Origin of the sequence: Exiguobacterium sp. s80, from assembly GCF_018618725.1 — a bacterium.
In the GTDB taxonomy this organism is placed as follows: Bacteria; Bacillota; Bacilli; order Exiguobacteriales; family Exiguobacteriaceae; genus Exiguobacterium_A; species Exiguobacterium_A oxidotolerans.
In genome coordinates this window covers 719649-744561 of sequence record NZ_JACSMP010000001.1, presented here as the reverse complement: position 1 = coordinate 744561, position 24913 = coordinate 719649, and the positions used below count along the sequence as shown (strand labels likewise).

At 48.6% G+C, this 24913-nt stretch carries 32 protein-coding genes and 2 pseudogenes; 18 read left to right on the top strand and 16 right to left on the bottom strand.

Annotation, left to right across the window (positions count from 1 at the left end; translation table 11 throughout):
• Positions 1–98 precede the first annotated feature (98 nt).
• From KNP94_RS03945 to KNP94_RS03935, 3 genes and pseudogenes are all read left to right on the top strand, one after another.
• Entirely contained in the window at positions 99–533 is a 435-nt protein-coding gene (locus KNP94_RS03945; protein ID WP_215115284.1) for a MarR family winged helix-turn-helix transcriptional regulator, read from the top strand.
• 52 nt (positions 534–585) lie between these two features.
• Positions 586–1569, top strand: coding sequence for a ring-cleaving dioxygenase (locus KNP94_RS03940; protein ID WP_214808159.1), 984 nt, complete (start codon positions 586–588; stop codon positions 1567–1569).
• A 79-nt stretch (positions 1570–1648) separates the two neighbouring features.
• A pseudogene (locus KNP94_RS03935) lies at positions 1649–1774 on the top strand (NADPH-dependent oxidoreductase); the annotation flags it as partial.
• Between the two features lie 129 nt (positions 1775–1903).
• Here the strand turns inward: KNP94_RS03935 and KNP94_RS03930 are convergent.
• Entirely contained in the window at positions 1904–3199 is a 1296-nt protein-coding gene (locus KNP94_RS03930; RefSeq protein WP_215115283.1) for a globin-coupled sensor protein, read from the bottom strand.
• Positions 3200–3427: 228 nt separating this feature from the next.
• Here KNP94_RS03930 and KNP94_RS03925 point away from each other — a divergent pair, with 228 nt between their 5' ends.
• The gene (locus tag KNP94_RS03925) at positions 3428–4081 is read left to right on the top strand and encodes a homing endonuclease associated repeat-containing protein (protein ID WP_088837067.1); all 654 of its coding nucleotides are present in this window, start codon (positions 3428–3430) and stop codon (positions 4079–4081) included.
• Between the two features lie 51 nt (positions 4082–4132).
• Here KNP94_RS03925 and KNP94_RS03920 read toward each other — a convergent pair whose 3' ends face one another.
• Positions 4133–4648, bottom strand: a complete 516-nt coding sequence (locus tag KNP94_RS03920; protein WP_239456887.1) for an SRPBCC family protein — start codon at positions 4646–4648, stop codon at positions 4133–4135.
• A complete protein-coding gene (locus KNP94_RS03915; protein WP_088837065.1) occupies positions 4641–4991 on the bottom strand; it encodes an ArsR/SmtB family transcription factor in 351 nt (116 codons plus the stop codon). The genes KNP94_RS03920 and KNP94_RS03915 overlap by 8 nt, the downstream gene beginning before the upstream one ends.
• Before the next feature lie 147 nt (positions 4992–5138).
• Between KNP94_RS03915 and KNP94_RS03910 the strand changes: the two genes are divergently transcribed.
• Positions 5139–5996, top strand: a complete 858-nt coding sequence (locus tag KNP94_RS03910) for a LysR family transcriptional regulator (RefSeq protein WP_215115282.1) — start codon at positions 5139–5141, stop codon at positions 5994–5996.
• 102 nt (positions 5997–6098) lie between these two features.
• On the opposite strand, the gene KNP94_RS03905 is transcribed toward KNP94_RS03910, so the two are convergent.
• The 3 genes from KNP94_RS03905 to KNP94_RS03895 form a co-directional block, all read right to left on the bottom strand.
• Complete coding sequence (locus tag KNP94_RS03905) at positions 6099–6470, bottom strand: YciI family protein (RefSeq protein WP_088837063.1); 372 nt, start codon at positions 6468–6470, stop codon at positions 6099–6101.
• 272 nt (positions 6471–6742) lie between these two features.
• Positions 6743–7210, bottom strand: coding sequence for a GNAT family N-acetyltransferase (locus KNP94_RS03900; protein WP_215115281.1), 468 nt, complete (start codon positions 7208–7210; stop codon positions 6743–6745).
• A 13-nt stretch (positions 7211–7223) separates the two neighbouring features.
• Positions 7224–7661: an NUDIX domain-containing protein gene (locus KNP94_RS03895; RefSeq protein WP_215115280.1), complete on the bottom strand. Its 438-nt coding sequence runs from the start codon at positions 7659–7661 to the stop codon at positions 7224–7226.
• A gap of 284 nt (positions 7662–7945) precedes the next feature.
• Between KNP94_RS03895 and KNP94_RS03890 the strand changes: the two genes are divergently transcribed.
• Together KNP94_RS03890 and KNP94_RS03885 are read left to right on the top strand one after the other, a co-directional pair.
• Positions 7946–8629 carry an ABC transporter permease gene (locus tag KNP94_RS03890; protein ID WP_215115279.1) on the top strand — a complete coding sequence of 228 codons (684 nt, stop codon included), beginning with the start codon at positions 7946–7948 and terminating at the stop codon, positions 8627–8629.
• A 2-nt stretch (positions 8630–8631) separates the two neighbouring features.
• Complete coding sequence (locus KNP94_RS03885) at positions 8632–9534, top strand: ABC transporter ATP-binding protein (protein ID WP_215115278.1); 903 nt, start codon at positions 8632–8634, stop codon at positions 9532–9534.
• A 121-nt stretch (positions 9535–9655) separates the two neighbouring features.
• Here the strand turns inward: KNP94_RS03885 and KNP94_RS03880 are convergent.
• A pseudogene (locus KNP94_RS03880) lies at positions 9656–9769 on the bottom strand (helix-turn-helix domain-containing protein); the annotation flags it as partial.
• Between the two features lie 270 nt (positions 9770–10039).
• On the opposite strand from KNP94_RS03880, the gene KNP94_RS03875 reads away from it, so the two are divergent.
• The 3 genes from KNP94_RS03875 (at position 10040) to KNP94_RS03865 (ending at position 11766) form a co-directional block, all read left to right on the top strand.
• Positions 10040–10246 carry a helix-turn-helix transcriptional regulator gene (locus tag KNP94_RS03875; RefSeq protein ID WP_088838481.1) on the top strand — a complete coding sequence of 69 codons (207 nt, stop codon included), beginning with the start codon at positions 10040–10042 and terminating at the stop codon, positions 10244–10246.
• Complete coding sequence (locus tag KNP94_RS03870) at positions 10243–10938, top strand: DUF3169 family protein (RefSeq protein WP_088837058.1); 696 nt, start codon at positions 10243–10245, stop codon at positions 10936–10938. Before KNP94_RS03875 ends, KNP94_RS03870 begins: the two co-directional genes overlap by 4 nt.
• 384 nt (positions 10939–11322) lie before the next feature.
• Positions 11323–11766 carry a hypothetical protein gene (locus tag KNP94_RS03865; RefSeq protein WP_088837057.1) on the top strand — a complete coding sequence of 148 codons (444 nt, stop codon included), beginning with the start codon at positions 11323–11325 and terminating at the stop codon, positions 11764–11766.
• Between the two features lie 33 nt (positions 11767–11799).
• Here the strand turns inward: KNP94_RS03865 and KNP94_RS03860 are convergent, their stop codons facing one another.
• Positions 11800–12306: a GNAT family N-acetyltransferase gene (locus tag KNP94_RS03860; protein WP_215115277.1), complete on the bottom strand. Its 507-nt coding sequence runs from the start codon at positions 12304–12306 to the stop codon at positions 11800–11802.
• A 523-nt stretch (positions 12307–12829) separates the two neighbouring features.
• On the bottom strand, positions 12830–13009 hold the full coding sequence (locus tag KNP94_RS03855) for a hypothetical protein (protein WP_215115276.1): 180 nt from the start codon (positions 13007–13009) through the stop codon (positions 12830–12832).
• Positions 13010–13085: 76 nt separating this feature from the next.
• Here KNP94_RS03855 and KNP94_RS03850 point away from each other — a divergent pair, with 76 nt between their 5' ends.
• Both KNP94_RS03850 and KNP94_RS03845 read left to right on the top strand, forming a co-directional pair.
• Positions 13086–13616, top strand: a complete 531-nt coding sequence (locus KNP94_RS03850; RefSeq protein ID WP_371816000.1) for a hypothetical protein — start codon at positions 13086–13088, stop codon at positions 13614–13616.
• Between the two features lie 17 nt (positions 13617–13633).
• Positions 13634–14119 carry an NUDIX hydrolase gene (locus tag KNP94_RS03845; protein WP_214803611.1) on the top strand — a complete coding sequence of 162 codons (486 nt, stop codon included), beginning with the start codon at positions 13634–13636 and terminating at the stop codon, positions 14117–14119.
• A 4-nt stretch (positions 14120–14123) separates the two neighbouring features.
• On the opposite strand, the gene KNP94_RS03840 is transcribed toward KNP94_RS03845, so the two are convergent.
• Entirely contained in the window at positions 14124–14771 is a 648-nt protein-coding gene (locus tag KNP94_RS03840; protein WP_215115274.1) for a hypothetical protein, read from the bottom strand.
• 90 nt (positions 14772–14861) lie between these two features.
• Here KNP94_RS03840 and KNP94_RS03835 point away from each other — a divergent pair, with 90 nt between their 5' ends.
• The 3 genes from KNP94_RS03835 to KNP94_RS03825 all read left to right on the top strand — a co-directional run bounded on the left by KNP94_RS03835 (position 14862) and on the right by KNP94_RS03825 (position 16508).
• Positions 14862–15158 (top strand): hypothetical protein, encoded by a 297-nt coding sequence (locus KNP94_RS03835; protein WP_251132564.1) that lies wholly within the window; start codon positions 14862–14864, stop codon positions 15156–15158.
• Between the two features lie 22 nt (positions 15159–15180).
• Positions 15181–16047, top strand: coding sequence for an NAD-dependent epimerase/dehydratase family protein (locus KNP94_RS03830; RefSeq protein WP_215115273.1), 867 nt, complete (start codon positions 15181–15183; stop codon positions 16045–16047).
• 92 nt (positions 16048–16139) lie between these two features.
• Positions 16140–16508: a hypothetical protein gene (locus tag KNP94_RS03825; RefSeq protein ID WP_215115272.1), complete on the top strand. Its 369-nt coding sequence runs from the start codon at positions 16140–16142 to the stop codon at positions 16506–16508.
• 1 nt (position 16509) lies between these two features.
• Here the strand turns inward: KNP94_RS03825 and KNP94_RS03820 are convergent, their stop codons facing one another.
• Together KNP94_RS03820 and KNP94_RS03815 are read right to left on the bottom strand one after the other, a co-directional pair.
• The gene (locus KNP94_RS03820) at positions 16510–16941 is read right to left on the bottom strand and encodes a DUF4362 domain-containing protein (protein ID WP_214845643.1); all 432 of its coding nucleotides are present in this window, start codon (positions 16939–16941) and stop codon (positions 16510–16512) included.
• Between the two features lie 49 nt (positions 16942–16990).
• A complete protein-coding gene (locus tag KNP94_RS03815) occupies positions 16991–17626 on the bottom strand; it encodes a hypothetical protein (RefSeq protein WP_215115271.1) in 636 nt (211 codons plus the stop codon).
• A gap of 123 nt (positions 17627–17749) precedes the next feature.
• Between KNP94_RS03815 and KNP94_RS03810 the strand changes: the two genes are divergently transcribed.
• Together KNP94_RS03810 and KNP94_RS03805 are read left to right on the top strand one after the other, a co-directional pair.
• Positions 17750–18517 carry an SDR family NAD(P)-dependent oxidoreductase gene (locus KNP94_RS03810; RefSeq protein ID WP_214765966.1) on the top strand — a complete coding sequence of 256 codons (768 nt, stop codon included), beginning with the start codon at positions 17750–17752 and terminating at the stop codon, positions 18515–18517.
• Positions 18518–18700: 183 nt separating this feature from the next.
• Positions 18701–20116, top strand: coding sequence for an NAD-dependent succinate-semialdehyde dehydrogenase (locus KNP94_RS03805; RefSeq protein WP_029329917.1), 1416 nt, complete (start codon positions 18701–18703; stop codon positions 20114–20116).
• A 46-nt stretch (positions 20117–20162) separates the two neighbouring features.
• Here KNP94_RS03805 and KNP94_RS03800 read toward each other — a convergent pair whose 3' ends face one another.
• Together KNP94_RS03800 and KNP94_RS03795 are read right to left on the bottom strand one after the other, a co-directional pair.
• On the bottom strand, positions 20163–22175 hold the full coding sequence (locus KNP94_RS03800) for a Na+/H+ antiporter (RefSeq protein WP_214765962.1): 2013 nt from the start codon (positions 22173–22175) through the stop codon (positions 20163–20165).
• Between the two features lie 83 nt (positions 22176–22258).
• Positions 22259–23146 carry a helix-turn-helix transcriptional regulator gene (locus KNP94_RS03795; RefSeq protein WP_215115270.1) on the bottom strand — a complete coding sequence of 296 codons (888 nt, stop codon included), beginning with the start codon at positions 23144–23146 and terminating at the stop codon, positions 22259–22261.
• 85 nt (positions 23147–23231) lie between these two features.
• Between KNP94_RS03795 and KNP94_RS03790 the strand changes: the two genes are divergently transcribed.
• Positions 23232–23753 carry a dihydrofolate reductase family protein gene (locus tag KNP94_RS03790; protein ID WP_214894277.1) on the top strand — a complete coding sequence of 174 codons (522 nt, stop codon included), beginning with the start codon at positions 23232–23234 and terminating at the stop codon, positions 23751–23753.
• A 109-nt stretch (positions 23754–23862) separates the two neighbouring features.
• On the opposite strand, the gene KNP94_RS16200 is transcribed toward KNP94_RS03790, so the two are convergent.
• Both KNP94_RS16200 and KNP94_RS03785 read right to left on the bottom strand, forming a co-directional pair.
• Positions 23863–24027: a zinc-binding dehydrogenase gene (locus tag KNP94_RS16200; protein WP_483299333.1), complete on the bottom strand. Its 165-nt coding sequence runs from the start codon at positions 24025–24027 to the stop codon at positions 23863–23865.
• Between the two features lie 8 nt (positions 24028–24035).
• Positions 24036–24794, bottom strand: a complete 759-nt coding sequence (locus KNP94_RS03785; protein ID WP_483299332.1) for an NAD(P)-dependent alcohol dehydrogenase — start codon at positions 24792–24794, stop codon at positions 24036–24038.
• Positions 24795–24913 lie beyond the last annotated feature (119 nt).

The window sequence follows — 24913 nt, the reverse complement described above, 5'->3', positions numbered from 1 at the left end:
CATGCAGAGAATCAAAACAATTGACGACGAAATCGGTAGATGTTATATTTATCTTGAATTAAAGATATTTGAACTAAAGACAAATTGAGGTGAACGACATGGAACAGTCGAATCCGAACTTAAAAGCGTTGACCGTCATGGTTCGGGCCGTCGATGCGCTTCATGAAGTGATCAAACAGGATGTTGCGAAGTTCGGACTAAATCCGACCGATTTTTCTGTCCTCGAGTTGCTGTACCATAAAGGAAGGCAACCGATTCAACTGATTGGTAAAAAAGTCTTGATTACGAGCAGCAGCATCACCTATGTCATCAATAAGCTTGAAAAAAAGAATTACGTCGTCCGGCAGGCGTGTCCGACTGATCGGCGCGTGACATTTGCCGAACTGACCACAGAAGGCCGAGAATTAATGGACACGATTTTTCCGGAACATGAGAAAACAATCAATCAGGTGTTCGAAGGAATTGACCCGTCTGACATCGAAGCGTTGATTAACACTGCTAAAAAAGTCGGCTATCAGGCACAACACCATTAATTTTTTTAATAGATATCTCGAATTCGAGATAATAATCAAAGGAGCGATTTTCATGAATGAATTAAAAGGAATCCACCACGTCACGGCAATTACAAGCAGTGCCGAGAAAAACTATGCGTTCTTCACAAATGTCTTAGGGATGCGTCTCGTCAAGAAGACCGTCAACCAGGATGATATCCAGACCTATCATCTATTTTTCGCTGACGATAAAGGGTCAGCCGGGACGGATATGACATTCTTTGATTTCCCCGGCATCCCAAAAGGAACACACGGTACAAATGAAATCTTTAAAACTGCTTTTCGCGTCCCGACGGATGCAGCGCTTGACTACTGGATTAAACGGTTTGATAAATATGACGTCAAGCATCGCGGCATCAAGGAACAGTTCGGGAAACAGACGCTCTCGTTCGTCGATTTTGATGACCAGCAGTATATGCTGATTTCAGACGAGTTGAACGAAGGCATCGCCTCCGGAACCCCGTGGCAGAACGGTCCCGTTCCATTAGAATTCGCGATTACCGGTTTAGGTCCGATTCACATCCGGATCGCGGAATTCGACCGGTTAAAAGACGTCTTGGAAAAAGCGATGCTGATGCGGGAAATCGATCAAGCCGGTTCCCTGCATCTGTTTGAGATGGGTCAAGGCGGAAACGGCGCCCAGGTCATCGTCGAACATAACCTGTTACTGCCGAGTGGACGTCAAGGGTTCGGCACCGTCCATCACGTCGCGTTCCGCGTCGAAGACACGGCTGCCTTAACTGAATGGATCGAGCGGATGCAACAGTTACAATTCAACACATCCGGCTACGTCGACCGGTTCTTCTTCGAATCCCTGTATGCACGGGTCGCCCGCGGTGTCTTGTTCGAATGGGCGACAGACGGTCCCGGCTTCCTAGGCGATGAGCCGTACGAAACGGTCGGAGAAAAGTTATCCTTGCCACCATTCCTCGAATCCCAACGGCAACAGATTGAACAAATGGTCCGTCCGATTGATACCGTCCGAAGCACACGGACGATCGAAAAGGAATATCTCTAAAATCGAGCACGATCTTAATTAGCTTAAATCGTTTGAGGAACCCATTCGACTGGAGGAGGAAACGAACATGACAAAATTAAACATCGGCGGCATCTTAGGTGAATTGATGATTGTCGACGTCCGGGTCCACCCCGCTTTATCGTTGTTCACGGATTTTGGAAATGGAGCTGTGTTAAAGGCAGCATCCGTGAGCACCGCATCGTGATAAAACTCCTATGCAAGCGCACTAAAAAGCGACTCCGGCACGATACCGAAATCACCTGATTGCTACTCTTTTATAGACGTAAGGCGTAGTTCCGAAGCGGGAGCTACGCCTTTTAGTTCGCAACTTCCGTCATAACGTCGTTGCGACTTCCTGCAGGTCATCCGCCGTCTCGGCAATTGATTCTGCGACGGTCCGCATTCCTTCGATTGTGCCGGCGACATCCTGGGTATCGCTCGACAAGTCGACGAGTTGTTTTGAGACATGGATCGTCTGATTCGAAATCATCGTGAAGGCCGAGACGACACGCGCCATTTCATTCGTCGTCTGCGTGACTGACTGTTCCGTTCCCGCCATCTGACTCGAGACCGTCATCATTTTCGACGTGATTTCCTGCGCGATATCGGACGCTTCCGCGGCTGACCGTTTGCTTTCTTCCGCTAACTTGCGGATTTCCTGGGCAACGACGGTAAAACCGCGCCCCATCTCGCCGGCGCGTGCCGCTTCGATCGAAGCATTCAGACTCAATAAATTCGTCTGATCGGAAATTGCTGTTACCATCCCGGCGATCCGCTCGATTTCTTGCGACAAGAAGGCGAGCTGGGCGACCTGTTCCGTCGTTGCCTTCATGTCCGTGACGACGGCTTCGAAGCGTTGTGTTTCCGCTTCGACCAGTTTGACGCCGTCTTCCGCTTCTTTGACGGCCTCTGCCAACTGACTAGAGATTTTCTCCGTCGTCATCGAAACGTTGTTCGCATGCCGCTCCATCTCCTGGAAACTCGCTGACGATTCTTCACTCATCGCCGCCAGTTCCTCGGTTGATTTTTGGACGGCGGCACCGACACGTTGTTTCGTCTCCAGCACACCTTGACGTTCCTCGTCGACAGTCGCTTCATACATCGTCAAAACGATTTGTTGTTCGAGATTGAATAACTTCCCGACAGAACGCAACATTTTCATCTTTTCGAGCTCCGGCCAAGTACTTCGTTCGACCTGTCCGCTAAAGACGTTTAATACATTCTGAAAAGCGGCGATGTACCACTTATTATGTAGGCCGATCTGAACATGACGCATGGCAATCCGTTGCCGTACCGCAATATAATCTGTCGTCACTTTACCTTCGAACATTTGTAAAATGTGCGTCGCGAGCGTCCCTTTTAACCGCTCAAGTGTCGAGTGCCGTTCAATCAGTTGCTTGAGTTCCGGCACACGGACGAGTTCTGCATAAAAGGCATCGACCATCTGTGGCATCCAGTCTTTGACGTCATCACGGATGACCCGGACGTTTTGTAAATCCTCGACCGTTAAATCAATCAATCGGAGTTGTTTCACCAAGTCTGTCCCGAGTTCGAGCTCGACTTCGCTTGCGACCGATGCACGTGCTTTCTCAAAGTCGGTTCCTTGTCGGTTCGCTGACCACCATTTCATCATCCATTCCCCCAGTCATTCGTTCCCTCCCTAGTATCGGTTCATTTTCCAGATATTAAACGCTTTCAACACACTTTTTTCTTTTCTAGAACAAAATCATATGGATGATCGGCTTATCGTAGTCGTTGATTAATTATTTCCTTATCTTACGGTTTTGTTAGTTAACGAACCCGTGACGAACTGCTACACTAGATTTAAGTTTTTCACCACTTTAAGGGAGACTCCGCTATGCGAAAGACCACTCACGCACTTCAACCCGATTTGACGGACTATCAAAAAATTATCCGCTTGATTCAAGGACTCCATCATATTCACCCAGAGCCGATGAGAGCAGCACATTATCAAAAGCTCGCTGCCTATCTTCCCTACCCGCCACTCGAAGAACTCGAACAGCGTTTTGACTCCTGGACGAATTTATTGCAGGAAGCGGGTGTTATCACGGAAGGACAACTGACACCGGCAGAACTGTCGACATTGAACCGACCAAAACCAGGAACAGGACCAAAAAAACGCTGGACGGTGGAACAAAGCATCGCTCATTACGTCGAAACATACGGAACGCGCGTGACGATTAAACGCTATTCCGACTTACGCGAGACCGAGCGTCGCATGGTCAGCAGCAATACGATCATCCGCCATTACGGGACGTGGAAAAATGCGTTGGAACAGTTTGCTTTGTCCTCAAACGGCTGTTTTACGAACGAAGACTGTCTCAATGGATTACGGCAAGCCGCGGACGAACTAGGTGATCGTTTGACGAGTCAGACGTATGCACGGTGGGCGCGCGAACACCATGCGCCTTCATTAACATTATTGATTGAACGGTTTTCGAGTTGGCGGGAAGCCGTCCGGTATTATGAAGCTCATGATTTCGAAGCGTGACGACCGTAAAAAAAGGACCATCCCGCTCGAGGATCGTCCTTTTTCGACTTATCATGTGTTTACGTTGACAGCTAACCAGTGGTCAAGCCGTTCTAATTGTGACGTGAACCCTTCTTTCATTCCCATCTCAAGAACTTGACGGACGGCTTCCGCTGACCCAAAATCAGACCGGAAGATGACCCGCGTCTTTCCGTCAAGCGCTTCGAATGTCGTCTCATTTTCGCTTCCTGGTAAGGTTTCAGAAATCGTTCCTGCCTCGTCGGAAAAATAATCGGCATGGGCATAACGGACCGGGGCGTCGATACTCCGGAAGATTGCTTTCCCCCATGACTCCATCCCGTAAAAGTCTCCTTGTGCCGGATCCTGACACCGCATGCAGTAATGCCAAATGCCGTTCGGGACGAACTCGAACTGCTTGATTTCCGTCTCCCAGCCGGCTGGTCCCCACCATGCCTCGAGGTGATCTTTTTCTGTGAAAGCAGAAAAGACCAGGTCACGCGGTGCATCAAACGTCCACTCCATGATTAAGGTTGATCCGTCAAGCGTCGTTTTCAACTTTTCAGTCATCATCCGTCACTCCTTCAGTTGGTTTTTCCTGCAGCTCTAAAAGATACGATTCAAGGCGTAACATCCGTTCCTCGACTTGTTGTTCGAATGATTGGCTCCACGCCGTCAGCTTAAAAAAAGTTTCCGGACGCAAATGATAGATCCGCCGATTACCGAGCGGTTTTACCTGAACGATCTCAGCATCATGTAGCGTCCGCAAGTGCTTCGAGACTTGCGGTTGATTTAAACTCAATCGCTCCGCAATCTCTCCGACCGTCAACGGTCCCCGTTTCAACAAGTCGACGATCGCAAGACGGTTTGCGTCTGCTAAGGCGACGATGATCTGTAACATCGGTTCTGTCATGGCTGTCACCTCTTCTATATCTTCTATATACCCAAAAAGGAATATTCCAAAAGAGGAATATATAAATTTGAGCGAATTGATTGTCGCCACGAGCGGTTCTGCTGTATCGTCAATCACAGTGAACGACGAAGAAAGCGTGGGATTTCAATGAAAACGGAATGGTTGGAAGCATTTCAGATGACGGCTGAAACAAAAAGTTTGACGAAAGCGAGTGAGCTGTTACATCTGACACAACCGGCACTCAGTAAACAGATTAAGAATTTAGAACACGATCTCGGTACAAACGTCTTTCACCGCTCGGCGACGGGGGTCGCTTTGACGCCAGCCGGCGAAATCGTTTATGCTCAAGCCTTACAGATTTTGTCGCAACTGAGCGACATGCAACGGCAAATCGACCAATTGCAGGGTCAGGTTACGTTCACACTCGGGTCATGGCCGAGTGTCGCGATGTCCTACTTGCCGCAACACTTGGCGCTCCATCCGTCGGCAAACGGTCCGGAACTCAAAATCAAGACGGCCCATACGTATGTCGAATTGATGGCAGGACTCGAGCAACACCATTACGACGGTGTCCTGCTCGACGACCGGAAAATCGACCATCCGTATCCGTCGACGCATCTTTATACGGAACAGTTTTTACTCTATTTCCACCGTGAAGATGAACGGTTTACGGGGTGCGACGACGTCCGGTTCGACCAGATTGAGGCTGCTTCGTTTCTGTCGTTACCGACCGACTGCGACTCGACGAACATCTTAAAGGCGGCGTTCCAGAAGCGCGGTGCCACTTATACGGCTGCTTCCGAAATGGAGTTCGGGTCAAGCGTGCTCGGTTTCATCCGTGCTAAGCTCGGGATTGCCATCTTACCGGAGATTTTCCAGGACGGGCTTCCCCCGGAAATCCGGACATTGCCGATTACAGGGTTCGATGTCAAACGTGAATTATCGCTTCTGACGCGTGACGCGACGCATCACAAGACATTGCTCGGTTTGATTGGTCATGACTAAAACGGATGATCCACTATACGAAAACAAAGCTCGAGTTCCCGTTGTGCTTCGGGAAGTCGAGCTTTGTTTTTACATATAACCCGGCAAGTGGCTAATTTGACCTTAAGCATCCTTGACATCAAGCAGCGGCCGCACTTCCATCCGCCAGCCGTACTGTTCCGCTTCCGCAAGTTGCGTCGTCGGATGGAGCAGCGCCAAGTCGACGGCCTGCTCCAAATCATCCGCTTCAAAAAGGATCAGGCTGCCGATTTGCTCCGCTTTACGCGTATCCGGTCCATCCTGCCGTTCAATCTGACCACCTGACAATCTGGCTTGTTTCGTGTCCGCTCCCGGGTGCCACTCCTGCAAGACACGCGTCTGCTTAAAAAACTGTTCCAATGGTGGATTGCAGCGTTCCATGACGGCATCGAGCTCTTCTTGCGAGGACTGATTCATCTTTTCTGCATCGTAATAGCCGATGAATAGAAAGTACATCCAATCCCTCCTAGTTCTAAGGCTTTCCTGACACGTCGCTCTTTAAAAAAATACCCTGATTTCAGTTGACTTACTCGCTCAAGTCCCTTATTTAACAGAAAAACCCCTTGTCTCCCTGACAAAAACAAAGGGTTTCTTATTTATTTGCAATCTTGCGTAACAGATACAGCGCGTACACCATTGACGGAATCGCCATGACGAGCACCACGATACGCAACAGTCCAAAAATGAAATTCAATTCTATATTATCCGTGCCTAGATCCTTTTTCCTATTAGTAATCAAGCGACTTCGCGACAACTTGCCGCGTTTTTTCAAAACCGATTCGCTCGTAAAAGACATCGACCCCGTCGTTGCTCATCCAGTAATCGAGTTCAACCTTATGTATTCCTTGCTCGCGTGCCCGCCGTTCAATGTCTTCGAGCAACAGGCGACCGTAGCCGTTCTGCTGTTTCGTATCCATGATACAGAGATGATGGACACGGACTTTCGCGTCAGCAAACTTAAACGCACTCTCAGCACGTCTGACGTACTCAATCCACGCGTAACCGATTGCTTCATCCTCCACTACGAGAACCAGGAACTGATACAGCGCTTCCCCGGCGATTTTCGTAAAAAAGGCACGGACGGCGTCAACGTCGTACAGCTTAAAATGATGCGGTTGCTGACGCACATGCGGCTCATGGACGTACCGGTTGAGTCGTGCCAGGACGTCGACGTCCGTTGTTTCGATGATTCGCATTGCTTTCCCTCCGTTAATGTGTAATTTGCCCATTGAAGATATACGGCACCGTTCGTTGTTTCGTCAAGATGTGTTCATATTCCGGCTCGAGCTGCATGTAGCGGACGGCGTCCGGAATCGAAACCCATGTGATGTCTTCGATTTCATCCGGGAAGACGGTCCCGATGACACCACCGACGATTTCCGCCGTGAAAAAGAAGAACAGGCAGTGTTCGTCGACTTGCGGGAAAAACGCTTCACTGACGTGTAACAGGTCTCCGACTTCGACGTCAAAACCGGTCTCTTCCTTCGCTTCGCGAATCGCGGCTTCCGGTAAGGTCTCACCCGCCTCGACCGTCCCGCCCGGTAACGTGTAATACGAATACGACGGGCCGATGTTTTTGACCATCAACAGCTGATTCCGCGTCTCATTGAATAAGACGTTATAAACGATATTTTTCCGTGCAGTCATTCCTTACTCCCCCAAATGAACAGATGGTATTTTTTAACTTAATCACTATAACATATTCCATTTCAAATACAGCAAGGAGTTATCACAAAACAGTAAAAGGTAAATTATCCCTAATACATAATGCTTATGGTACACTTATTCCATCTAAAATCAGGGTGTTGGCTTATCTGATAATACACCGGTGCAAACTTCTTGATTTATTGCGGACGACTAATAAGGTGAGCTGATTTTTAATTTTTTATCACATTCTGCACCCACTAACTCTTACTTAGAAGGAGCAAGCTATGATTCCAATCATTCGATATGAATTTTTCCAGACGTTTAAAAGTTTTAAGTCCGTCGCAATCGTCCTATTTTTTACGTTAACCTCCTTTTTGACTGCCACTTATCTCGCGAACCATCCAGAACTGTTAGGAGATGGAGGCAATGACTCGGCTTATACATCAAGTATCAAGTTTTCAATTTTCTTTTTAGGTTTCCTGTTTGTCTTCGCCGTCTCGCATGACATCGTGAATCGCGAGCTCGATGATCAAACGGTTCGCCTGCTTGTCAGCAAAACGTCCCGTTTCAATATCATCGCCGGTAAGTTTCTAGGATCATTTTTGTTTTGGGTTTGTTCGATTTCCATCAGTTTTTTTGTTGTAACACTCTATGCCAAGTCCACATTTTTTCTTGATTACCTGACTGTCATCATAGTCCTGTTCTTCATCACTTGCTTAAACGTCTTGTTGTCGACAGTTCTTACTCGGCCGGGCATGACGATGTTCGTCGGTATTCTATTGGGTATTCTCTGTCCCGTCCTCGGGTTTTGGGCCGCTTTTTCGAACATCTGGTATTTGCTGCCCTTCAAGTATCTCTTACCGTATTATTATGTCGTCGCATCCGGCGGGTATCTCGTTGTTCCGTTTTTACTTGGTTTACTGTTTCTCGCAGCGTCATATTTCATGTTTAACAGAAGGGATTTGTAACGATGCTAGCAATTGAAGTGCGTGACTTACATAAGCAGTATGCGACAAAGGATGTCTTGAAAGGAATTCAACTCCGCGTCAAGCAAGGGGAAATTTTTGGTTTTTTAGGACGAAATGGCGCCGGCAAGTCGACGTTCATTCATATCTTGACCGGTATCACCCAGCCGACGCGTGGTTCGTTTACGATTTTAGGGGAAACGCATCACCACATGGATGCGATCAGACAGAAAATCGGTGTCATGCCGGATACGTCCAACCTCTACCAACACATGAAGGCACTTGATTTTTTGAAGTACATGGCGTCACTCAAAGGTGATAGAAGAAATTCGGCCGAGTTAAAAAAGTTACTTGAACAAGTTGGGTTGCAGAATGTTGCCAAACAAAAAATCAAATCGTTTTCATTCGGAATGAAAAAGAAAATCAGCATTGCCCAAGCTCTACTCGGCAACCCGGAACTCCTTTTCCTCGATGAACCGACGTCTGGTCTTGATCCAGAATCCGCCATCGAAATTCAGCAGCTGATTGTCTCGTTAAAGGACCAAGGCAAGACAATTTTTCTGACATCGCATAATTTAACGGAAATCGAAAAGATTTGTGATACCGTCGCCATCATGACAAATGGTTTGATTGCAAAAATCGGGACAATCGTACAACTAAAACGCGCGGCGAACGAGACGATTCGTGTCCACCTTCGGACCAGTCCGTCACTTGACACGTCGATTTTACAGCAACACAACATAAAGGACGTCCAATTCATCACAGAAGAAAAAGGAGTCTCGGTCATCGAGGTGAACGAGGAAGAAGCCATCCCACTCTTGATTGAGCAATTGACGGCAGCGCGTATTAAAGTCTACGAAGTCAACATCGAAGCTATGTCTTTAGAAGATGTCTTCATGACGGTCTAGGAAACCCTCAACTTCTTACATGAAGGTGAGGGTTTGTTTTTGTAATGATCTGTCTTTCTAATATCCTACGTCTTCATATTTATCCAATCCTTGATAGATTGTTGAACTACCTCCACCTACGCTTCGCTAAGAAGTGGTTGAAGACGAAGCGCGAACAACCGACGGTCTTCGCGATCAGGATTTCCTGCTCTTTTGTCGGGTATGTTCTGAATTTGCAGGCCTTGTGTGTCAACATGATGTTCACATCCTTACAAAGGATATACCCGAAAGAGAGGGTGGCGATTCATCTCCCACTTTCACTAGGGCTTCACCCGGATCGTTTAGAAGTGGGCGTATTCTCGCCTAATTTTGATAAAGATCACGCTTTAAGTAATCATGCATGATGGCTTTTCCAAGCATATAGTTGCTCTAGAAGGAATAAAAAACGACTAATCCCTTTGTCTTTTTGACTAATATCATTGTCATCAAGACGAGTATTGGTTATAATTCAAGTGAGGTGAAGGAAATGAAATCAAGATTAAAGGAACTACGGGCACGCCATGGATGGAATCAAACAGAATTGGCAAAACGCGCCAACATCTCACGTCAGACTGTTAGTTTGATTGAACGGGAGGAATTCATGCCGTCGCTCTTGATCGCTACTAAAATTGCCCTAGTTTTCGAGACGACAATCGAGAATATTTTTCAATTCGACGAGGAGGAATTACTGTGAAAAAAACTCTACAAATGATCGTACGGATACTTGTTGGTGGCACCATTGGATTTTTCGTAATGTATTGGATTATGAATAGTCCGCTTGAAGGACTCGCCTTCTCACACTACAGTTTCATCGTAAACGGTCTACTGCTTGTGATACTGGTAGGATTACTTCTGTTTTCGCTGATTCGTTATCGTCAAATTCAACGTCTTCTCAACCAGTCACTGACGGGTGATGCTGAAGATGTGGCAGACCAACAAATGTATCGCTGGTTCAGCGATGGTACGCTGAGTTTAAACTTAACCCTCCCAATCAGTCTTGCTCTAGTCAGCGTAAATTTAGTACTCGATCAACAACTCCCACTAGTTGTGATTGGAACCACTTTGATTGTTGTCGGATTGGTCGGTTCAATCCATTTTCAAACGCTTGTTCAGCAGATGTATCCGGAACGGAACCTTCCTGACGTCAGTGAAACGGATTACGGAATGAAACTCCTAGCGGCATCTGATGATGGTGAGAAACATATCATGCTCGAAGGACTTTATAAAACACATTCTGTTGTTAACATGATGTTGATTGTCGGAATCATCTTACTGCTCTTTTATTCCTTGTTGACGTCGACCTCTCAGTTATTCAGTATTTTCGTGATCACCTTGATCTTAATCGTCAGCAATACAAAATATTATTTTTCGATTCGAAATCGTTAAAAGGAAAGGAAAATCATCATGCCAAAAAATTATTGCTGTCGTTCTGACATCAATTTTTGTTTCTAGCGTCTTGACATATTGGTCCTATACACCGATGTCGGAACGAGCAGACGATACGTTGTATACATCAGCAAGCGAATTATTCATCTTTCAACGGATTTAAAGGTTTTTCTTCTGTCCGATTTACATTTATCTTACAAATATTTTATATGTACTATCAGGTGCCGTCATCGGAATAATTCTGATTTTACAGTTCACGAAAGGTGATTTTGATATTCCGAGTTCTCTGACGATTGCTGGATCATCAGCTATGCTCTACTTCATCGTATCTTGGATAATCGAACGAACTGGGCGGCGTTCTACATAAGAAAAGGATGTTTTCGTATGTTCAACAAACTGATTGCCGCCGGACTGACGTCAATCGTAACATCGGGTCTGTTGACTCTGATTTTGTCCATCTACGCATTTTTCCAAGATTTCGGCGAAGATGTCTATTTTTCAGCCGTTGATCTTTTTTTAATCTACACCGTTTATTCGTTTCCAATAATTTTAATTTCAGGACTTATGGTTGACTTACTTATGAAACGAATCCTTTTGTTCTTTCCGACTAGTCGGAACACTTTTTTCATATCAGCTGTTCTCTATGGTTTGTCCGGCAGTCTAATTGCCCTAGCCCTCCTGCTGTTCAACCATGAGGGCAACTATGTATTCAGCGACCTCTATTTTTTGTTGCTCGCCATTTTGCTCGCCGGGTCATCGGCTTTCTGTTATTTTTGGACATCTTATCAGTTGCAACGAAAGCGACCGCTTACTCCCCCTAAAAAATGACTCCGCTCAACGGGAAAATTCGCTAAAAACACCTTACCGTCTCCAGCTGTAATGCATCAATTGTATCCGTTGACCGTCTAACACCGCTTCTTCTTTCTTGTCTATCGGCTCAAATCCGTTGTGCGCCAAGATTTTTTGTGAAGCGATGTTTGCATCCGTCGTTTTGGCCTGGACTTCATCAATGTCGTGTTCCCGACATTGTTCGAGTAGCAAGCGGACGGCTTCTTTGGCGATTCCTTTTCCCGCATGTATTTGTCCGATCCGGTAGCCGAGTTGAGCAGTTTTTTCGATTTGGTTCCGGTCGACCAGATTGATCCGACCGAGAATTGTTCCGACTTCGTCCTTGATCAGGTAAAAGAACGAACTGCCGTCTTGCTGTTCCTGCAGGAGCGCCGCGTGCCGTTCCTTGAACGTCTCCGGCAAGTAATAGGCGTCGCCCCGTGAAGGAATCGATTGTTCGAAGTAGAGACGGTTTTCGGTTTCAAAGGCATATAGTGCTTCTATGTCTTTCGCGGTACAGCTCGTCAGTAGTATGTTCATGTTATCCCTTCTTCATCTCAAGAATTGTTGCAACAAAAACACGAGCAGCCATAATAACAGGAGGCTCATTGTATTGACAGCGATGGTTTTAGACAACGGATCTTTCGACGTGTCCCAGAAACTGAACACGTACAGGACGAACATTATCACGTACAGGACAAAAAACCACTGCGTGACTATAAAAAGGAGCATTCCGGTAATCGTTACGTTTGTCGCCAGGCGATCTTGTTGTCGATTTTTGATTCTCGCAAACATCTAGTGTCCTCCGTTCTGCATCATCTCGCTTTTTCTTTTAGTACATTATCCCTCGTTAAAAAATCCAATTATTCCTTCCATTTCCTATATTTTATAATTATAATCATATAGAATGCCGTGCCTCAGCATCGCTCAAGTCAGGAACATTCATGTTTATTAAACGAAAAGCAATTGATTTAGCCAGCGATCATGCCGGTTGCTGTTGTGACATCCGTTCCATGACTGATTGAAACATCCCGTCTGCTAAAAAAAGACACAGCGCTAGAAATTACTGTGTCTTCGGTCCCTTTTGCTTTTTTCCGAGAAATAATAGTGCACACAGCAGGAAGAGGGTTCCTAAACCAGTACCGACGAACATCGCGGAGTCAAACAGGTTACTCAGTCCAAGTCCCCCCGTGATGGCGGCAGCATACAGCAGGAGAAATATGACTGTATAATTTTTCTTCAATTTGCATCAACCTCCTATATCGCTAGTATACTCGGACATTCATTCATTTGAATACACATAGCCTCAAGGAATGGACGTGATTCTAGTCTTTTACCGCAAAATCATCGCCGCCTCACTTGCAGGTTCACTGTTTGCGATCGTACTCGGGCTGTTCGTTCCTTATCCGAGTGCTGATATCGGTTATTCAATCCTGCGCTACCTCTCGACCGTGATCATCAGTACTCCTGCCTATTTGATGTACAGCTTTCCGGTCATCTTCCTTTATGGTGTGACGACATCGATTTTGAGTGAGACATTCAGTCGATTCATCTACCGAAACCAAGCAAAGAATAGAAAAGAAGTCGTTCTTTCCGGCATATTCCACGTCTCGTTCGGTCTCGTTTTTCTTGTCCTCAACCCACTTATCGCTTTCCTCAGCGTGATTGCTGCCGTCCTGTTCTTTACGGTTGATTGTTATTTACGAAGAAGACAAGCGACGTACCGATGGACGCAGGCATTGATGAGCCTTGAAATACCGCTTGCCGTCTGGATCCTTTTCTTGGGAACCGATTATCTCATAGGTCTGTTCCATTCCCTAATCACCATCTTGCAGCACACTATCAACTGAAAAAGGAGTCGTTACATATGTCAGTAACCACCTGCCACCGCGCGTTTGGCGTCTATGGCCTGCTCGTAAAAGACCATCAATTATTAGTCATCAACAAAAACGGCGGTCCGTATATCAACCGCTATGACCTCCCGGGAGGCAGCCTTGAAGACGGTGAAGTGTTAGCCGATGCGATGCGCCGCGAGTTCCGCGAAGAGACGGGTCTCGAAATCGAACTCCTCCAAAACATCGGCGTGATTGACTTCAAACTGCCGTGGCTTTGGCGAAATTTCACCGACGTCCACCACATCGCCGTCTACTACACCGTCAAGGCAATCGGCGGTGCCATCACGGTCCCGGAACAGTTCGACGGACAGGACTCGCTCGGGGCTGTCTGGGTCTCGGAACAGGACGTGACGCCTGACAATGCATCACCGCTCGTCCTCAAAGCCTTTGACTGGATCCGGTCGGCACAGTTAGGGATTGAGGCAGAAACGTATGATGCCTGGACTGTTTTGAAGTAACATTTTAAAACACTGCTTTCAATTCTTCCCCGCCTTCAAATACCTCACCATCTTCATCCACATATTCGACTTGAATCGTGCCATGCGGGAGGTAGTTGTTTGACTGCAGTGTTGTACTCAAGTTGTTTAAACGCTTTTTGTCAGTCGTTTGTTGCTTGCGGTGAAGGGTGATACTGATTGTCGGTGGAATTTTCGTATCACGATAATCCACCTCGGCACCCGGCTGAAGATTTAACGCTATCACGCTTTCTTCATCAAAATGGACAAGATAATCCGCATCGTTCCCGAACACCTCTCCAACTGACGGCTGGATGACCGCGACCACGTCGGCAGTCCACTGTTCGACGTAATAGGTATCCACAACTTTGTTTGTCGACTGATCGAGATAAACTAAAAACTCAATGCCTGTTTTGCGATCGATGACTTGCGCCGCGTAATCAAATGCTACATGGTTGCCCATGTTATCAAAGTAGACGTCTACAACTTCGGCCTCTTTATAATGTTGTTCTAGATAAGCTTCTGCTTGGCGTTTGACGATTTTTTCTTGCTCCTCGTCTGGTTGCATCGACCGGATGAAGAGGACTCCGAGTATTATAGTAGTTCCGAGAATTAATCCAAAACCGAATAACATACCTTTTACGAATCGACTCATCTGTCTCCTCCTGTAGTGAGCGTCCTATGCATACGGAGCAAAATTTAACGTGATGCCATTTCTTAGCTAAAGATAGTGTAGGTGGAATCCTTGAGATACAAAATCCAGTTCTTGTTGGTTAGTTGCCTGACGTCATTCGTTCTATGTGCCTGTTCGGCAGACGACGCCTACGTCATCGTCGACATACAAGGAGACCAGATCTTTTTAGGACCGGACGAACAGGACCCGGACGCCTCCTATGCGTTGACAGAAGTCACGGTTGACCGGAAAACACGGATTTATGGCAAGCGGGACAACCGATCCGTTTTAAAGAAACATGACGTCATCCGGTTCGACTATCGGACGGATCAGGAGCCGCTTGTCGAAACGATTGAGCACGGCAATTAACGATAGAAAGAAGGTCATCCTTATGGAGATTACAGGAAAACGGATTCTCGTCACCGGGATCAGCGGAACACTTGGCCCACGGGTCGCCCGCCGTTTTATAGAAGAAGCAACCGAAGTCCGGGGGCTCGTCCGGAGCGAAGGACAAGCCGACCGTTGCAAACAACTTGGGATTACGCCCGCGTTCGGTGACTTGACGGACGCCGCGTCGCTTGAAACAGCGATGCAGGACATCGACATCGTCGTCCACTGTGCCGCTTACCTCGGCGACGACATCGAACTTGCCGTAGCAGCGAACGTCACCGGAGTCGAATATCTCGCGGCTGCCACGCTTGACGCGCGCGCCTTATTCCTCCACATCTCGACGACTTCCGTTTACGGCGAACCGGCGGGCGGTCTCATAACGGAAGCGACGCCACTGAGCGACGATCATCCGGCACCGTACATCTTGACGAAAGTGCGGTCCGAACGGATTTTACAGCAGTATGCGGCTGACGGGCTTGACGTCATCATCCTGCGTCCCGGTGCGATCTGCGCCGAAGAAAACTCTTACTGGGGCGACCGTCAAGTCAAACGGATGCAGGAAACAAAAGTTGTCACGTGGGTCCATCCGGATGATGTGGTCAACTGGGTCCACGCCGATAATCTGGCGGAAATGGTTCACCTTGCCGTCCGGCGCGCAACACCGGGAGATATCTTTCATGCGGTTGACGCCAACATCCCGGAGACCGAATTTCGGATGCAACTGATAAAGGCGTCCGGTAAACCCTATCAGGTGCCGGACCGACCGGTTGAATGCCCTCTCTACACAACGGATAAAATTAGGACGCTCGGCTACACACCTGTTCGTTCGTTTTCGGATACGATGCAGCGATTGATTGAGTTGTTTTAAAGGAAAAACAGGATTTAAAAAACTAACCTTTGATTCTACCGTATAACTGTAAGAAACCAATCATCGATTCTTAAGAAACGAGGTATCACTCTATGAAACGTATTCTTTCACTTGCCCTCGCAGTCAGTCTCATCCCGTTAAGCGGCTGTTCCGACGATACGACACGTGTTTCGACGACTGATACAATCGCCGCAGAAGCCCGTCAAAACAAAGATGCCGACTTAATCCGAATCAAAGACCGTGTTTACCAGCTATCCGATGCACCCGTGACGCTTACACAGGCAGACGTCAAATCGTTTGCGACCGTCACGAAACAATTGACCGCAAACGAGCCCTTAGCGGAAGGGATGGCGACAGACTGGCCGGCAGGAACGAAACTGTACCGGGGCGACACGACGGGTGTCCTCTACATTTTCGAAAAAAATCAAACGTACTTGTATGAAGCGATTCCGGAAGGCTGATTTACTTTCCGAGTTCTGCTGCTGTCGCTTCGAGTAACGGATGATCTTCTCCTTCGGCACAATCTGTCAACAGATAGACGTGCGTTTCGTCTGTTTGGTCTTTTTTCAACGCCTGACAGCTTTCCCCGTCCCGGTCGTCCGCTTGGTTCCCGAACTCATCTTGCGACGAATCGAGTGAATAACTGAACTGTTGTCCGTCATACGTGACGTCCTGAAAAACCGGGTCACCTTCTGTCGTGTAGGAAGTAATCCGGATGCTGTCCTTGCCTTTTTGATCGACTTGGTTCAAAAATGTCTGGAACCGTTCCACATTCTCACGACTTGGCGTCGTTACAATATCACCATTTTCGATTGCTTGTTCAATCGGATAACTTTTTCCACATCCGACAAGAACGACTACCAAAACAAGACCTACCCATCGTTGCTTCACCATTTGTCTGCCTCCTACCATAATAAGCTGTCACCACGCACAGTACCGTGCGTTAATTTCCTGGATGACGCCGCAACTGTTGCCGTAGTATATCGACGTCTGCCTGTTTAAATAATGTCTCATCCTGTTCCCCGTACCGTACGAGATGATAGAGCACCGGATCAACTGTCAGCCCGATCCGCTCTAACCATTCCTTCATCGTCTCTTCCGGTCGACGCCTAGATGAAGCGGGAAGCCGCTGGTCAAATATCTGAATCAATCGACGGACTTCAGAGGCATTGTTTGATTGGTAAGAATGTGTATCATTACTCGGCGACGTTGACGGTTTTGGTAAGATGTTCAGCTCCTCTTCAAAAGAGGTATCACCACTTTGTTTTACCGTTCGTTTGTTCCGTTTCCTCTTCAACACAGACGCCAGTAAAATCAACAGCCCGATCGTCACGATGGCGCCGACTGAAGCGAGTGCTTTCGGAAATGTCACATCAACAAAATGAGGCATCGGACCAGCGGGAAAAGGTTTCCCCCTCAAATCTGGTGAGCCGAGTGGCTTACGTGGTTTGATGTCGTACTTAAACGCATAGTCAGCCGGTTCATGAATATATGTCGTGTAGAGATACTGCCCGAAGACTTGAAAAGAGGCTGCTAAAAAACAAACGACCAAAATAGCTATCCCTACTTTCCGTTTCATCTCATCCCTCCTTTTTTCCCAAATAATAACATTAAAATTAAGTGCTTACAGCATTTTTCTTTCTTTTCAGTCAATTTAGACGTACAGTAAAGACAGACTTTTTTTAAGATAGGATGTGGCTAGATGTACTTACCGACGTTTCGACTTGATCAAACAACAGCCCTCGTGACCGGAGCCGGACGCGGCATCGGACGGGCACTTGCCATCGGGTTGGCAGAAGCTGGTGCTGACGTCATCCTCGTCGCCCGGACGGAAGCGGATTTACGGGAGACGGCAAGCCGGATTGAAGCACTCGGACGACAGGCGTTCGTCCTGACGTGTGACGTGACCGACCGGACGCAAGTCGTCGCGACGGTCGAAAAAGCCTATACGCTCGTCGACCGGATTGATACGCTCGTCAACAATGCCGGGATGAACATCCGCTCGAAAGCGCTCGACGTCACGGAAGACGAATGGGAGACGATCCAACAGACGAACTTGAAGTCGGCCTTCCTGTTTTCGCAGGAAGTCGGACGCCGGATGCAGGACACGGGTGGCAACATCATCAACATCGCCTCGGTCGCAGGTCACGTCGCTTTGCGGACCGGTGTCGTCTACGCGACGACGAAGGCGGCCTTGATTCAGATGACGAAAGTCCTCGCCCTCGAATGGGGTCCGAAAAATATCCGCGTCAATGCGATTGGTCCGTGGTATTTCAAGACGCCGCTGACGGAACCGTTACTGGCCGATCCGGCATACTTAAAGGACATCGTCGACGTGACACCGCTCGGACGGGTCGGTGAACTGACGGAACTCGTCGGTCCGACGGTCTTCCTCGCGTCGGACGCCGGATCGTACATCACCGGTCAGACACTGTTCGTCGACGGCGGGATGACGATTAAAGGGTTTTAAGTAGGAACGAAACGGGACTTTCCGATTGTAAATCGTGAGTCCTTTTTCGTCGTGTTTTTATAGATCCTCTAATTTTTATAGTCATTCCATTCCGTTATGTCCCCCCTCCAAATCGGAAGTACACAAATGCGCCTTCCGGGTGTTTAATTAGGGACGTAATGAAAACACATGGAGGTGCAACACATGATTGAAAAAAATGTAGTGAACGGACAATGGTACGAAACAGAACAAACGATTCCGGTCTTTAACCCGGCAACAAAAGAATTACTCGGGCACGTCCCAAGCAGTTCAGCAGATGACGCTCTACGGGCAGTCGACGCGGCGAGCGATGCCTTCGTCACCTGGTCAAGCTTAACGGCGGATGCGCGTGCCGATAAAATCGACGCCTGGTACCGCTTGATCAATGAACACCGCGACGAAGTCGCTGACATCATGACACGCGAACAAGGAAAACCGTTTGTCGAAGCACTCGGTGAAGTCGATTACGGCAATCAATATGTCCGCTGGTATGCAGAAGAAGCACGCCGGATATACGGGGAAACAATTCCGGCATCGGTTCCGGGTAAACGCCTGTTCGTCGAAAAAGAACCGGTCGGCGTCGTCGCCGCGATCACACCGTGGAACTTCCCCGCTGCGATGATCACACGAAAACTCGCCCCGGCTCTTGCAGCCGGTTGTACGGTCGTCTTAAAACCGTCGGAAGAAACACCTTTCACAGCCCTTCGCCTCGTCGAACTTGCTGAAGAAGCAGGAATTCCGGCTGGTGTCATCAACGTCTTAACAGGTGACGCCGCAACAATCAGCGGTGTCTGGCAAGCCGAACGCCGTGTTCGCAAAATCACGTTCACCGGCTCTACTGCCGTCGGTAAATTGATCATGCGCCAGGCAGCCGATACGATGAAAAAACTATCACTTGAACTTGGGGGTCATGCACCGTTCATCGTCACGGAAAACGCGGACATCGACAAAGCCGTCACACAAGCAATCCGCTCGAAATTCCGCAACGGTGGCCAGGCCTGCGTCGCAACGAACCGCTTTTACGTCCAAGCCTCTGTGCTCGACGCGTTCACGGAGAAGTTCGTCGCGGAAGTGAACAAACTAAAAGTCGGGAACGGTCTTGACGCCGATTCAACGATCGGACCCTTGATTAACGCAAAAGCCGTCGAGAAAGTCAAAGCACACATCGACGACGCGGTTGCGAAAGGTGCAACGATCTTAACAGGCGGTACGATCGATGACTCGGTCGGTTACTTCGTTACACCGACAGTTCTCGCGAACGTCACGGAAGACATGATTTGTATGCAGGAAGAAACATTTGGTCCGCTCGCACCGATTTCGGTCTTCGAGACACTTGACGAAGTCATCGAACGCGCGAACAACACACCCTACGGTCTTGCGGCGTATGCGTTTTCTGAACGGATCGACGAAGCGCTCCTACTCGGTAAAAAACTCGAGTACGGCATCGTCGGCTTAAATGACGGCGCGCCGTCTGCTGCCCAAGCACCATTCGGCGGCTACAAAGAAAGTGGACTCGGTCGTGAAGGCGGCGTCTACGGCATCGAGGATTATCTCGAAGTCAAATACTTGTCACTCGGTTAAACCAAAAAGTCCCGCCTCTGAAACAACAGAGACGGGACTTTTTTAATTAATCGACATATTCATAGAGAACGACGCTTTCGATGTAGTGGATGAAACGGCGCAACTCTTTTTCTTTTTCCGAAGAAAGGTCCCCTTCCTTCGACATTTCGGCAATTTCTTGCCGCTGGACTTCAATCGCCCGTAAGCACAGTTCTTCTTTTTGCTGTTCGACGTCGCCCTTACTGCCGACCGGTGACGCCCACTGCGTATGTTTACCGCGGAGGCGGAAGTAATGTCCTTTGACGCTTTGGACGACTTCCGTCGGATACTTGTCACGGCACGTCTCGAGCCGGTCGATGATGTCGCCGATGACATGTTCATAGAGGGCATGTTCCATCTCCGTCAGACGAATCAATTCATCCGGTGACAACGTGAACCGTTTACGTTTTCGCATCAGCTTCCGTAACGGCTGATAGAGCCGGACCGTCGATTCGGAATGAATCGCCCGGCGTCGGTGTTCAATCGAGGCAACCGTTTCTTTTTTCAGTAAATCCGGCACGTCATGGTTCTTAAAGAACGCTTTGACGAATTCCGTTTCCCACGCGACGGCTTCAAGGCGCAGTTCCTTCAACTGTTCGTTGTAGACGTTGAGTTCCTGTTCGCTCTTCTCTTCTGCACGCAGCAACCGCAACATGACATGGTATTCGTTCAGCAGGTCAAACGCGACCGGTGAATTATCGGAATTCGTCGCCTGTTTGACTTCCTGAATCGCCCGTAACATCATCCGTTGTTTTTGGGCATTCAATCCGAAGTCCGTTTGACTGACCGTCTCTTTTTGACTCAGCAACGGTAAGGCAATCGTCGCGAGCACTAACGTAAAGATGATGACGCCCGCCGCGAGGAAGATGATCAACGACCGTTCCGGGAATGCAACACCAGCATCCGTCAAAAACGGCAGCGATAACACACCGACCATCGTGATTGTCCCGCGCACACCGACGAGCGTCGTGATTAAGTCGCGCTTGAACGAAGGTGGCCGTTGCTCCTCTTTACGAAGAAAGCGATGATCAAACCAATTAAAGAACAGTGTCCAGACTAAGCGGATCCCGAGGATGACAAGACCGATTAAGCTGACGTACCCGAGTAAGCGCCAGTTGTTGATGGCGTCATCAATGAAGATGGCCTGCGTCGCTCCGGGCAACGTCAAACCAAGCAATAAGAAAATGACCCCGTTCAAGATATAGGCAATCATCGTCCAAATGTTATCCGTCAAGACTTGTTCCTGGGCAAAGAACGTCTCTGTCCGTTCCTTAATTAAGGCATGAAGTAAGCCACCGGCGACGACGGCGATGACGCCAGACGCATGAAGCAGTTCTTCCGAGACGAAAAAGATGATGAACGGCGTCAAGATTTGCAGGAGGGCATAAAAGACGACGTCATCAATTCCTGACCGGCGGAGCCGGATCTTCAGCCAGTTCATCACGACGATGATGACAAGGCCGACGACGGCACCGACAGCAAACATATAAACGAATTCAAACGAAGCTTCACGTAAAGAGAAATAGCCTGTCATGACGGCCGTGACGGCATAACTAAAGGCGACGAGTCCCGACGCATCGTTAATCAACGATTCTCCCCGGACAAGATTTAAAATCGGTTCCGGAAGCCGGACACGTTTTGCGATCCCGTTGACCGCGACCGGGTCAGTCGGTGATAAAATCGCGGCTAACGCAAAGGCGGCAGCGAGCGGAATGACCGGCAACATCCAGTGGATGAAGTATCCGCCGATCACGGTCGTCAATAAGACGAGCACGATGGCGTTGCCGAGAATCGCCCCGCGCATCTTCCACAGTTGTTCCCGCGGAAAATGCGAGCTGTCGTTGTACAGTAAGGGAGCGATGAACAACAGTAAAAACCATTCCGATTCGACTTCAATCGAAAGTTCTTTGATTGATAAAGCAACGAGCGTACCGACAATGATTTGAATCAGGGCCGTCGGAATAAAACGGATGTAATGTCCGATGACGTTCGTCAACAAAATTAAGGCCAGTAACAGTAAAATCAATGATAACGTTTCCATAGTAAATCACTTCCATTCTTTCACTTTTCTCTAGTTTTATCGTACCATAATTTCTTGCTGGCATAGGAGAATCACTCCTTTTTTCAGGCATCATAGGACGCGAGCATATCCCTTGCCTGTTGCAGGATTTCTTCCTTTAGTGTTGACGGTTCAAGGACTTTTACGTTTTCGCCCAGTCCAAACAACTGCCGTCCGAGAAACGGTAATTCGGTAACCGGAACAGACCACGTCCGCTGTGCGTTCAGCGGTAAAATCCCTTCAAGCAACCGTTCTCCGAGTGACGTCATTTCCAGTCGGATCGTCACCTGTTCACCTGACTTCACCTGACGTTCTGCCTCCTCGAATGTCAGCTGTTCGGACGAAATAGTCGTCGGTAAGACCTGCTCCATCCGGTCGACCCGGTACTGCCGCAGTCCCCGGTCAGTCTGGGCGAGCAGATACCAGCGATTGCGTTCAAACGTTAAACCGATCGGATCCATCAAAATCGTCCGTCGTCCGCTTGTCGTCCGGTAAGTGATTTCCCCTTTGACTTCCGCTTCCAACAATCGCAACACGTCTCGCGTCAACGGAGACGGCGGCGTATCGGGTCGAGCAAAACGGACCCGTCCTTTCAGGCGGTCCATCTTCGCTTCAAGGTCCGGCGGCAGTTCATGGAGATACCATTCAGCAAGATCCCCCCGTAACGGACCGAATGGCAGATCGGGAATTTGACCGACCCAGTCGAGCATTAAAAATAAAGTGATCGCTTCCTGTTCCCGTAAGGCAAGTGGCGGCAGCAAACGGTTCGGCAGGACCCGGTATCCGCCCTCTGCTCCCCGCTCGCTGTAAATCGGATATCCGTTTGCTTCAAGTTCGAGTACGTCCCGTTGAATCGTCCGTAACGAGACGCCGCACGCTTCAGCGAGCTCCCGCGCCGTCAATAGCTGTTGCCGATTAAGCAGACGCATCAGTTTCAAATGGCGACCTTTCATACAAAATCCCCTCTCTAATTACGACATCTTTTGTCATAATTATAGCGTAGACTAGAGATAGCTCGAACAAAAGGAGGAGTTATTGATGACTAAAACCGTTTTATATATCGCCTGTAGTCTCGATGGAAAGATTGCCCGATCAAATGACTCGCTCGATTGGCTGTTCGCTGTCGAAGGGGACGGTGATAATGGGTACGCGGCGTTCATGGAAGACGTCGATGCCGTCATCATGGGCCGAAAAACATTTGACGAAGTCTTGGTCCTCAGTGAGGACTACCCGTACAGTGGACTCGAGAACTACGTGTTGACCCGGCAGAACGATCAACAGTCCGAATACGCGACCTACACGAATGAGCCACTCGATGTGTTGATTGACCGGATTAGTCCGACCATCAACGGCAAGATTTGGCTCGTCGGCGGCGGCGAGTTGATTCAAGAAGCCTTACGGTTACAATTGATTGATCAGCTCGAACTGGCGATCGCGCCGGTCGTCCTCGGCAGCGGGATTCCACTGTTTCCGGAAGGGACGCTTGAGACACGGTTCCGGCTGACCGGCTATCGTCCGTCCGGTCAGTTCATCATGGCGACGTATGACGTCTTGAAATGACGTTCCACGCAGATAAAAAACACCTTTGAAACGCTGCAGGCAAAGGTGTTTTTTGTTCTACTTTGTTTTTTGCGTCAGTCCGACGGTATCCGTCATGACGATGTGGCATCTAATCCGTTTTACCGGAATCCTCCACGACCGACACGATGACATTGCCGTATTTCCGCCCGGAATCGACGTAACGATGGGCAGCGACGATCTCTTCGAGCGAATAAACCGTATCGATGACTGCTTTGATCTTCCCAGTTTCAAACCACTCATTCAGTAGTAGCAAATCTTTTTTCAGCGCCCGCGCGACGCCTTGTCCGGCGACTGAACGAAACGCCCCTTTCGCTCCGACGTGCTTACGTACCTTCGTTTGTCAATTTTTCCGGACGCGTCAAATACTGCGTCATACGTCGTCAGGTGCGCATCATATCCTTCTGCTGTATAGTCGACGACACCATCCGCGCCAAGACCTTTCACCAACTCAACGTGCCGTCCGCTGCAGACCGCCGTCACATGAAGTCCGTATTGTTTGGCGATTTGGACAGCAAGCGAACCGACGGCGCCCGAGGCTCCGTAAATCAAGATCGTTTTCGCCTGCTTAAGGTTCAGCTTCCGGAAAAAGTGGAGGACGGTCGTTCCGCCAAACGGAAGACTGGCTGCTTCCGTGAAGCTTGCACTGCGCGGCATCTGCCCGACACAGCTCGTTTCCTTGAAACAGGCATACTCAGCGTAACCACCAAAGCGCATCCCGGTCAGGGCATAGACACGGTCGCCGACTTTAAAATCCTGGACACGATTGCCTGTCGCGACGACTTCGCCGGCTAAGACAACCCCTAAAATTGGCTGTCTCGGTGCTTTAAACCCGATGACGACACGCATTGGAAGTTTTCCTGCTGCCGGTACATCGAGTGCCCGCAGACGACGATCACCTGAATGCACGGCGGAGGCATGGACTTTTATCAGCAACTCAGATGCTTTCGGGACAGGCTGTTTTACTTCTCGCAGCTTCAGTACATCGGGCGGACCATATGCAGTACAAATGACGGCTCTCATCGTACCCCTCCTCAAGCTTATTTGTTACTTAAGTAATACGACAAATCGGTACAAACAACCTGCACGGTTCAGGCATTGTGAACCCCACAATCATCCGATATACTATTGGTAATATATGT

What these genes read in the sequence shown, in the direction of transcription:
- KNP94_RS03790 (WP_214894277.1), top strand. Translation starts at nt 23,232, where the DNA reads ATGACTAAAACCGTTTTATATATCGCCTGTAGTCTCGATGGAAAGATT.
- KNP94_RS03860 (WP_215115277.1), bottom strand. Translation starts at nt 12,306, where the DNA reads ATGAACATACTACTGACGAGCTGTACCGCGAAAGACATAGAAGCACTA.
- KNP94_RS03865 (WP_088837057.1), top strand. Translation starts at nt 11,323, where the DNA reads ATGTTCAACAAACTGATTGCCGCCGGACTGACGTCAATCGTAACATCG.
- KNP94_RS03810 (WP_214765966.1), top strand. Translation starts at nt 17,750, where the DNA reads ATGTACTTACCGACGTTTCGACTTGATCAAACAACAGCCCTCGTGACC.
- KNP94_RS03895 (WP_215115280.1), bottom strand. Translation starts at nt 7,661, where the DNA reads ATGACTGCACGGAAAAATATCGTTTATAACGTCTTATTCAATGAGACG.
- KNP94_RS03820 (WP_214845643.1), bottom strand. Translation starts at nt 16,941, where the DNA reads ATGGTGAAGCAACGATGGGTAGGTCTTGTTTTGGTAGTCGTTCTTGTC.
- KNP94_RS03840 (WP_215115274.1), bottom strand. Translation starts at nt 14,771, where the DNA reads ATGAGTCGATTCGTAAAAGGTATGTTATTCGGTTTTGGATTAATTCTC.
- KNP94_RS03945 (WP_215115284.1), top strand. Translation starts at nt 99, where the DNA reads ATGGAACAGTCGAATCCGAACTTAAAAGCGTTGACCGTCATGGTTCGG.
- KNP94_RS03885 (WP_215115278.1), top strand. Translation starts at nt 8,632, where the DNA reads ATGCTAGCAATTGAAGTGCGTGACTTACATAAGCAGTATGCGACAAAG.
- KNP94_RS03830 (WP_215115273.1), top strand. Translation starts at nt 15,181, where the DNA reads ATGGAGATTACAGGAAAACGGATTCTCGTCACCGGGATCAGCGGAACA.
- KNP94_RS03815 (WP_215115271.1), bottom strand. Translation starts at nt 17,626, where the DNA reads ATGAAACGGAAAGTAGGGATAGCTATTTTGGTCGTTTGTTTTTTAGCA.
- KNP94_RS03825 (WP_215115272.1), top strand. Translation starts at nt 16,140, where the DNA reads ATGAAACGTATTCTTTCACTTGCCCTCGCAGTCAGTCTCATCCCGTTA.
- KNP94_RS03800 (WP_214765962.1), bottom strand. Translation starts at nt 22,175, where the DNA reads ATGGAAACGTTATCATTGATTTTACTGTTACTGGCCTTAATTTTGTTG.
- KNP94_RS03785 (WP_483299332.1), bottom strand. Translation starts at nt 24,794, where the DNA reads ATGAGAGCCGTCATTTGTACTGCATATGGTCCGCCCGATGTACTGAAG.
- KNP94_RS03890 (WP_215115279.1), top strand. Translation starts at nt 7,946, where the DNA reads ATGATTCCAATCATTCGATATGAATTTTTCCAGACGTTTAAAAGTTTT.
- KNP94_RS03805 (WP_029329917.1), top strand. Translation starts at nt 18,701, where the DNA reads ATGATTGAAAAAAATGTAGTGAACGGACAATGGTACGAAACAGAACAA.
- KNP94_RS03905 (WP_088837063.1), bottom strand. Translation starts at nt 6,470, where the DNA reads ATGTACTTTCTATTCATCGGCTATTACGATGCAGAAAAGATGAATCAG.
- KNP94_RS03910 (WP_215115282.1), top strand. Translation starts at nt 5,139, where the DNA reads ATGAAAACGGAATGGTTGGAAGCATTTCAGATGACGGCTGAAACAAAA.
- KNP94_RS03845 (WP_214803611.1), top strand. Translation starts at nt 13,634, where the DNA reads ATGTCAGTAACCACCTGCCACCGCGCGTTTGGCGTCTATGGCCTGCTC.
- KNP94_RS03875 (WP_088838481.1), top strand. Translation starts at nt 10,040, where the DNA reads ATGAAATCAAGATTAAAGGAACTACGGGCACGCCATGGATGGAATCAA.
- KNP94_RS03930 (WP_215115283.1), bottom strand. Translation starts at nt 3,199, where the DNA reads ATGAAATGGTGGTCAGCGAACCGACAAGGAACCGACTTTGAGAAAGCA.
- KNP94_RS03900 (WP_215115281.1), bottom strand. Translation starts at nt 7,210, where the DNA reads ATGCGAATCATCGAAACAACGGACGTCGACGTCCTGGCACGACTCAAC.
- KNP94_RS03920 (WP_239456887.1), bottom strand. Translation starts at nt 4,648, where the DNA reads ATGACTGAAAAGTTGAAAACGACGCTTGACGGATCAACCTTAATCATG.
- KNP94_RS03940 (WP_214808159.1), top strand. Translation starts at nt 586, where the DNA reads ATGAATGAATTAAAAGGAATCCACCACGTCACGGCAATTACAAGCAGT.
- KNP94_RS03795 (WP_215115270.1), bottom strand. Translation starts at nt 23,146, where the DNA reads ATGAAAGGTCGCCATTTGAAACTGATGCGTCTGCTTAATCGGCAACAG.
- KNP94_RS03915 (WP_088837065.1), bottom strand. Translation starts at nt 4,991, where the DNA reads ATGACAGAACCGATGTTACAGATCATCGTCGCCTTAGCAGACGCAAAC.
- KNP94_RS03925 (WP_088837067.1), top strand. Translation starts at nt 3,428, where the DNA reads ATGCGAAAGACCACTCACGCACTTCAACCCGATTTGACGGACTATCAA.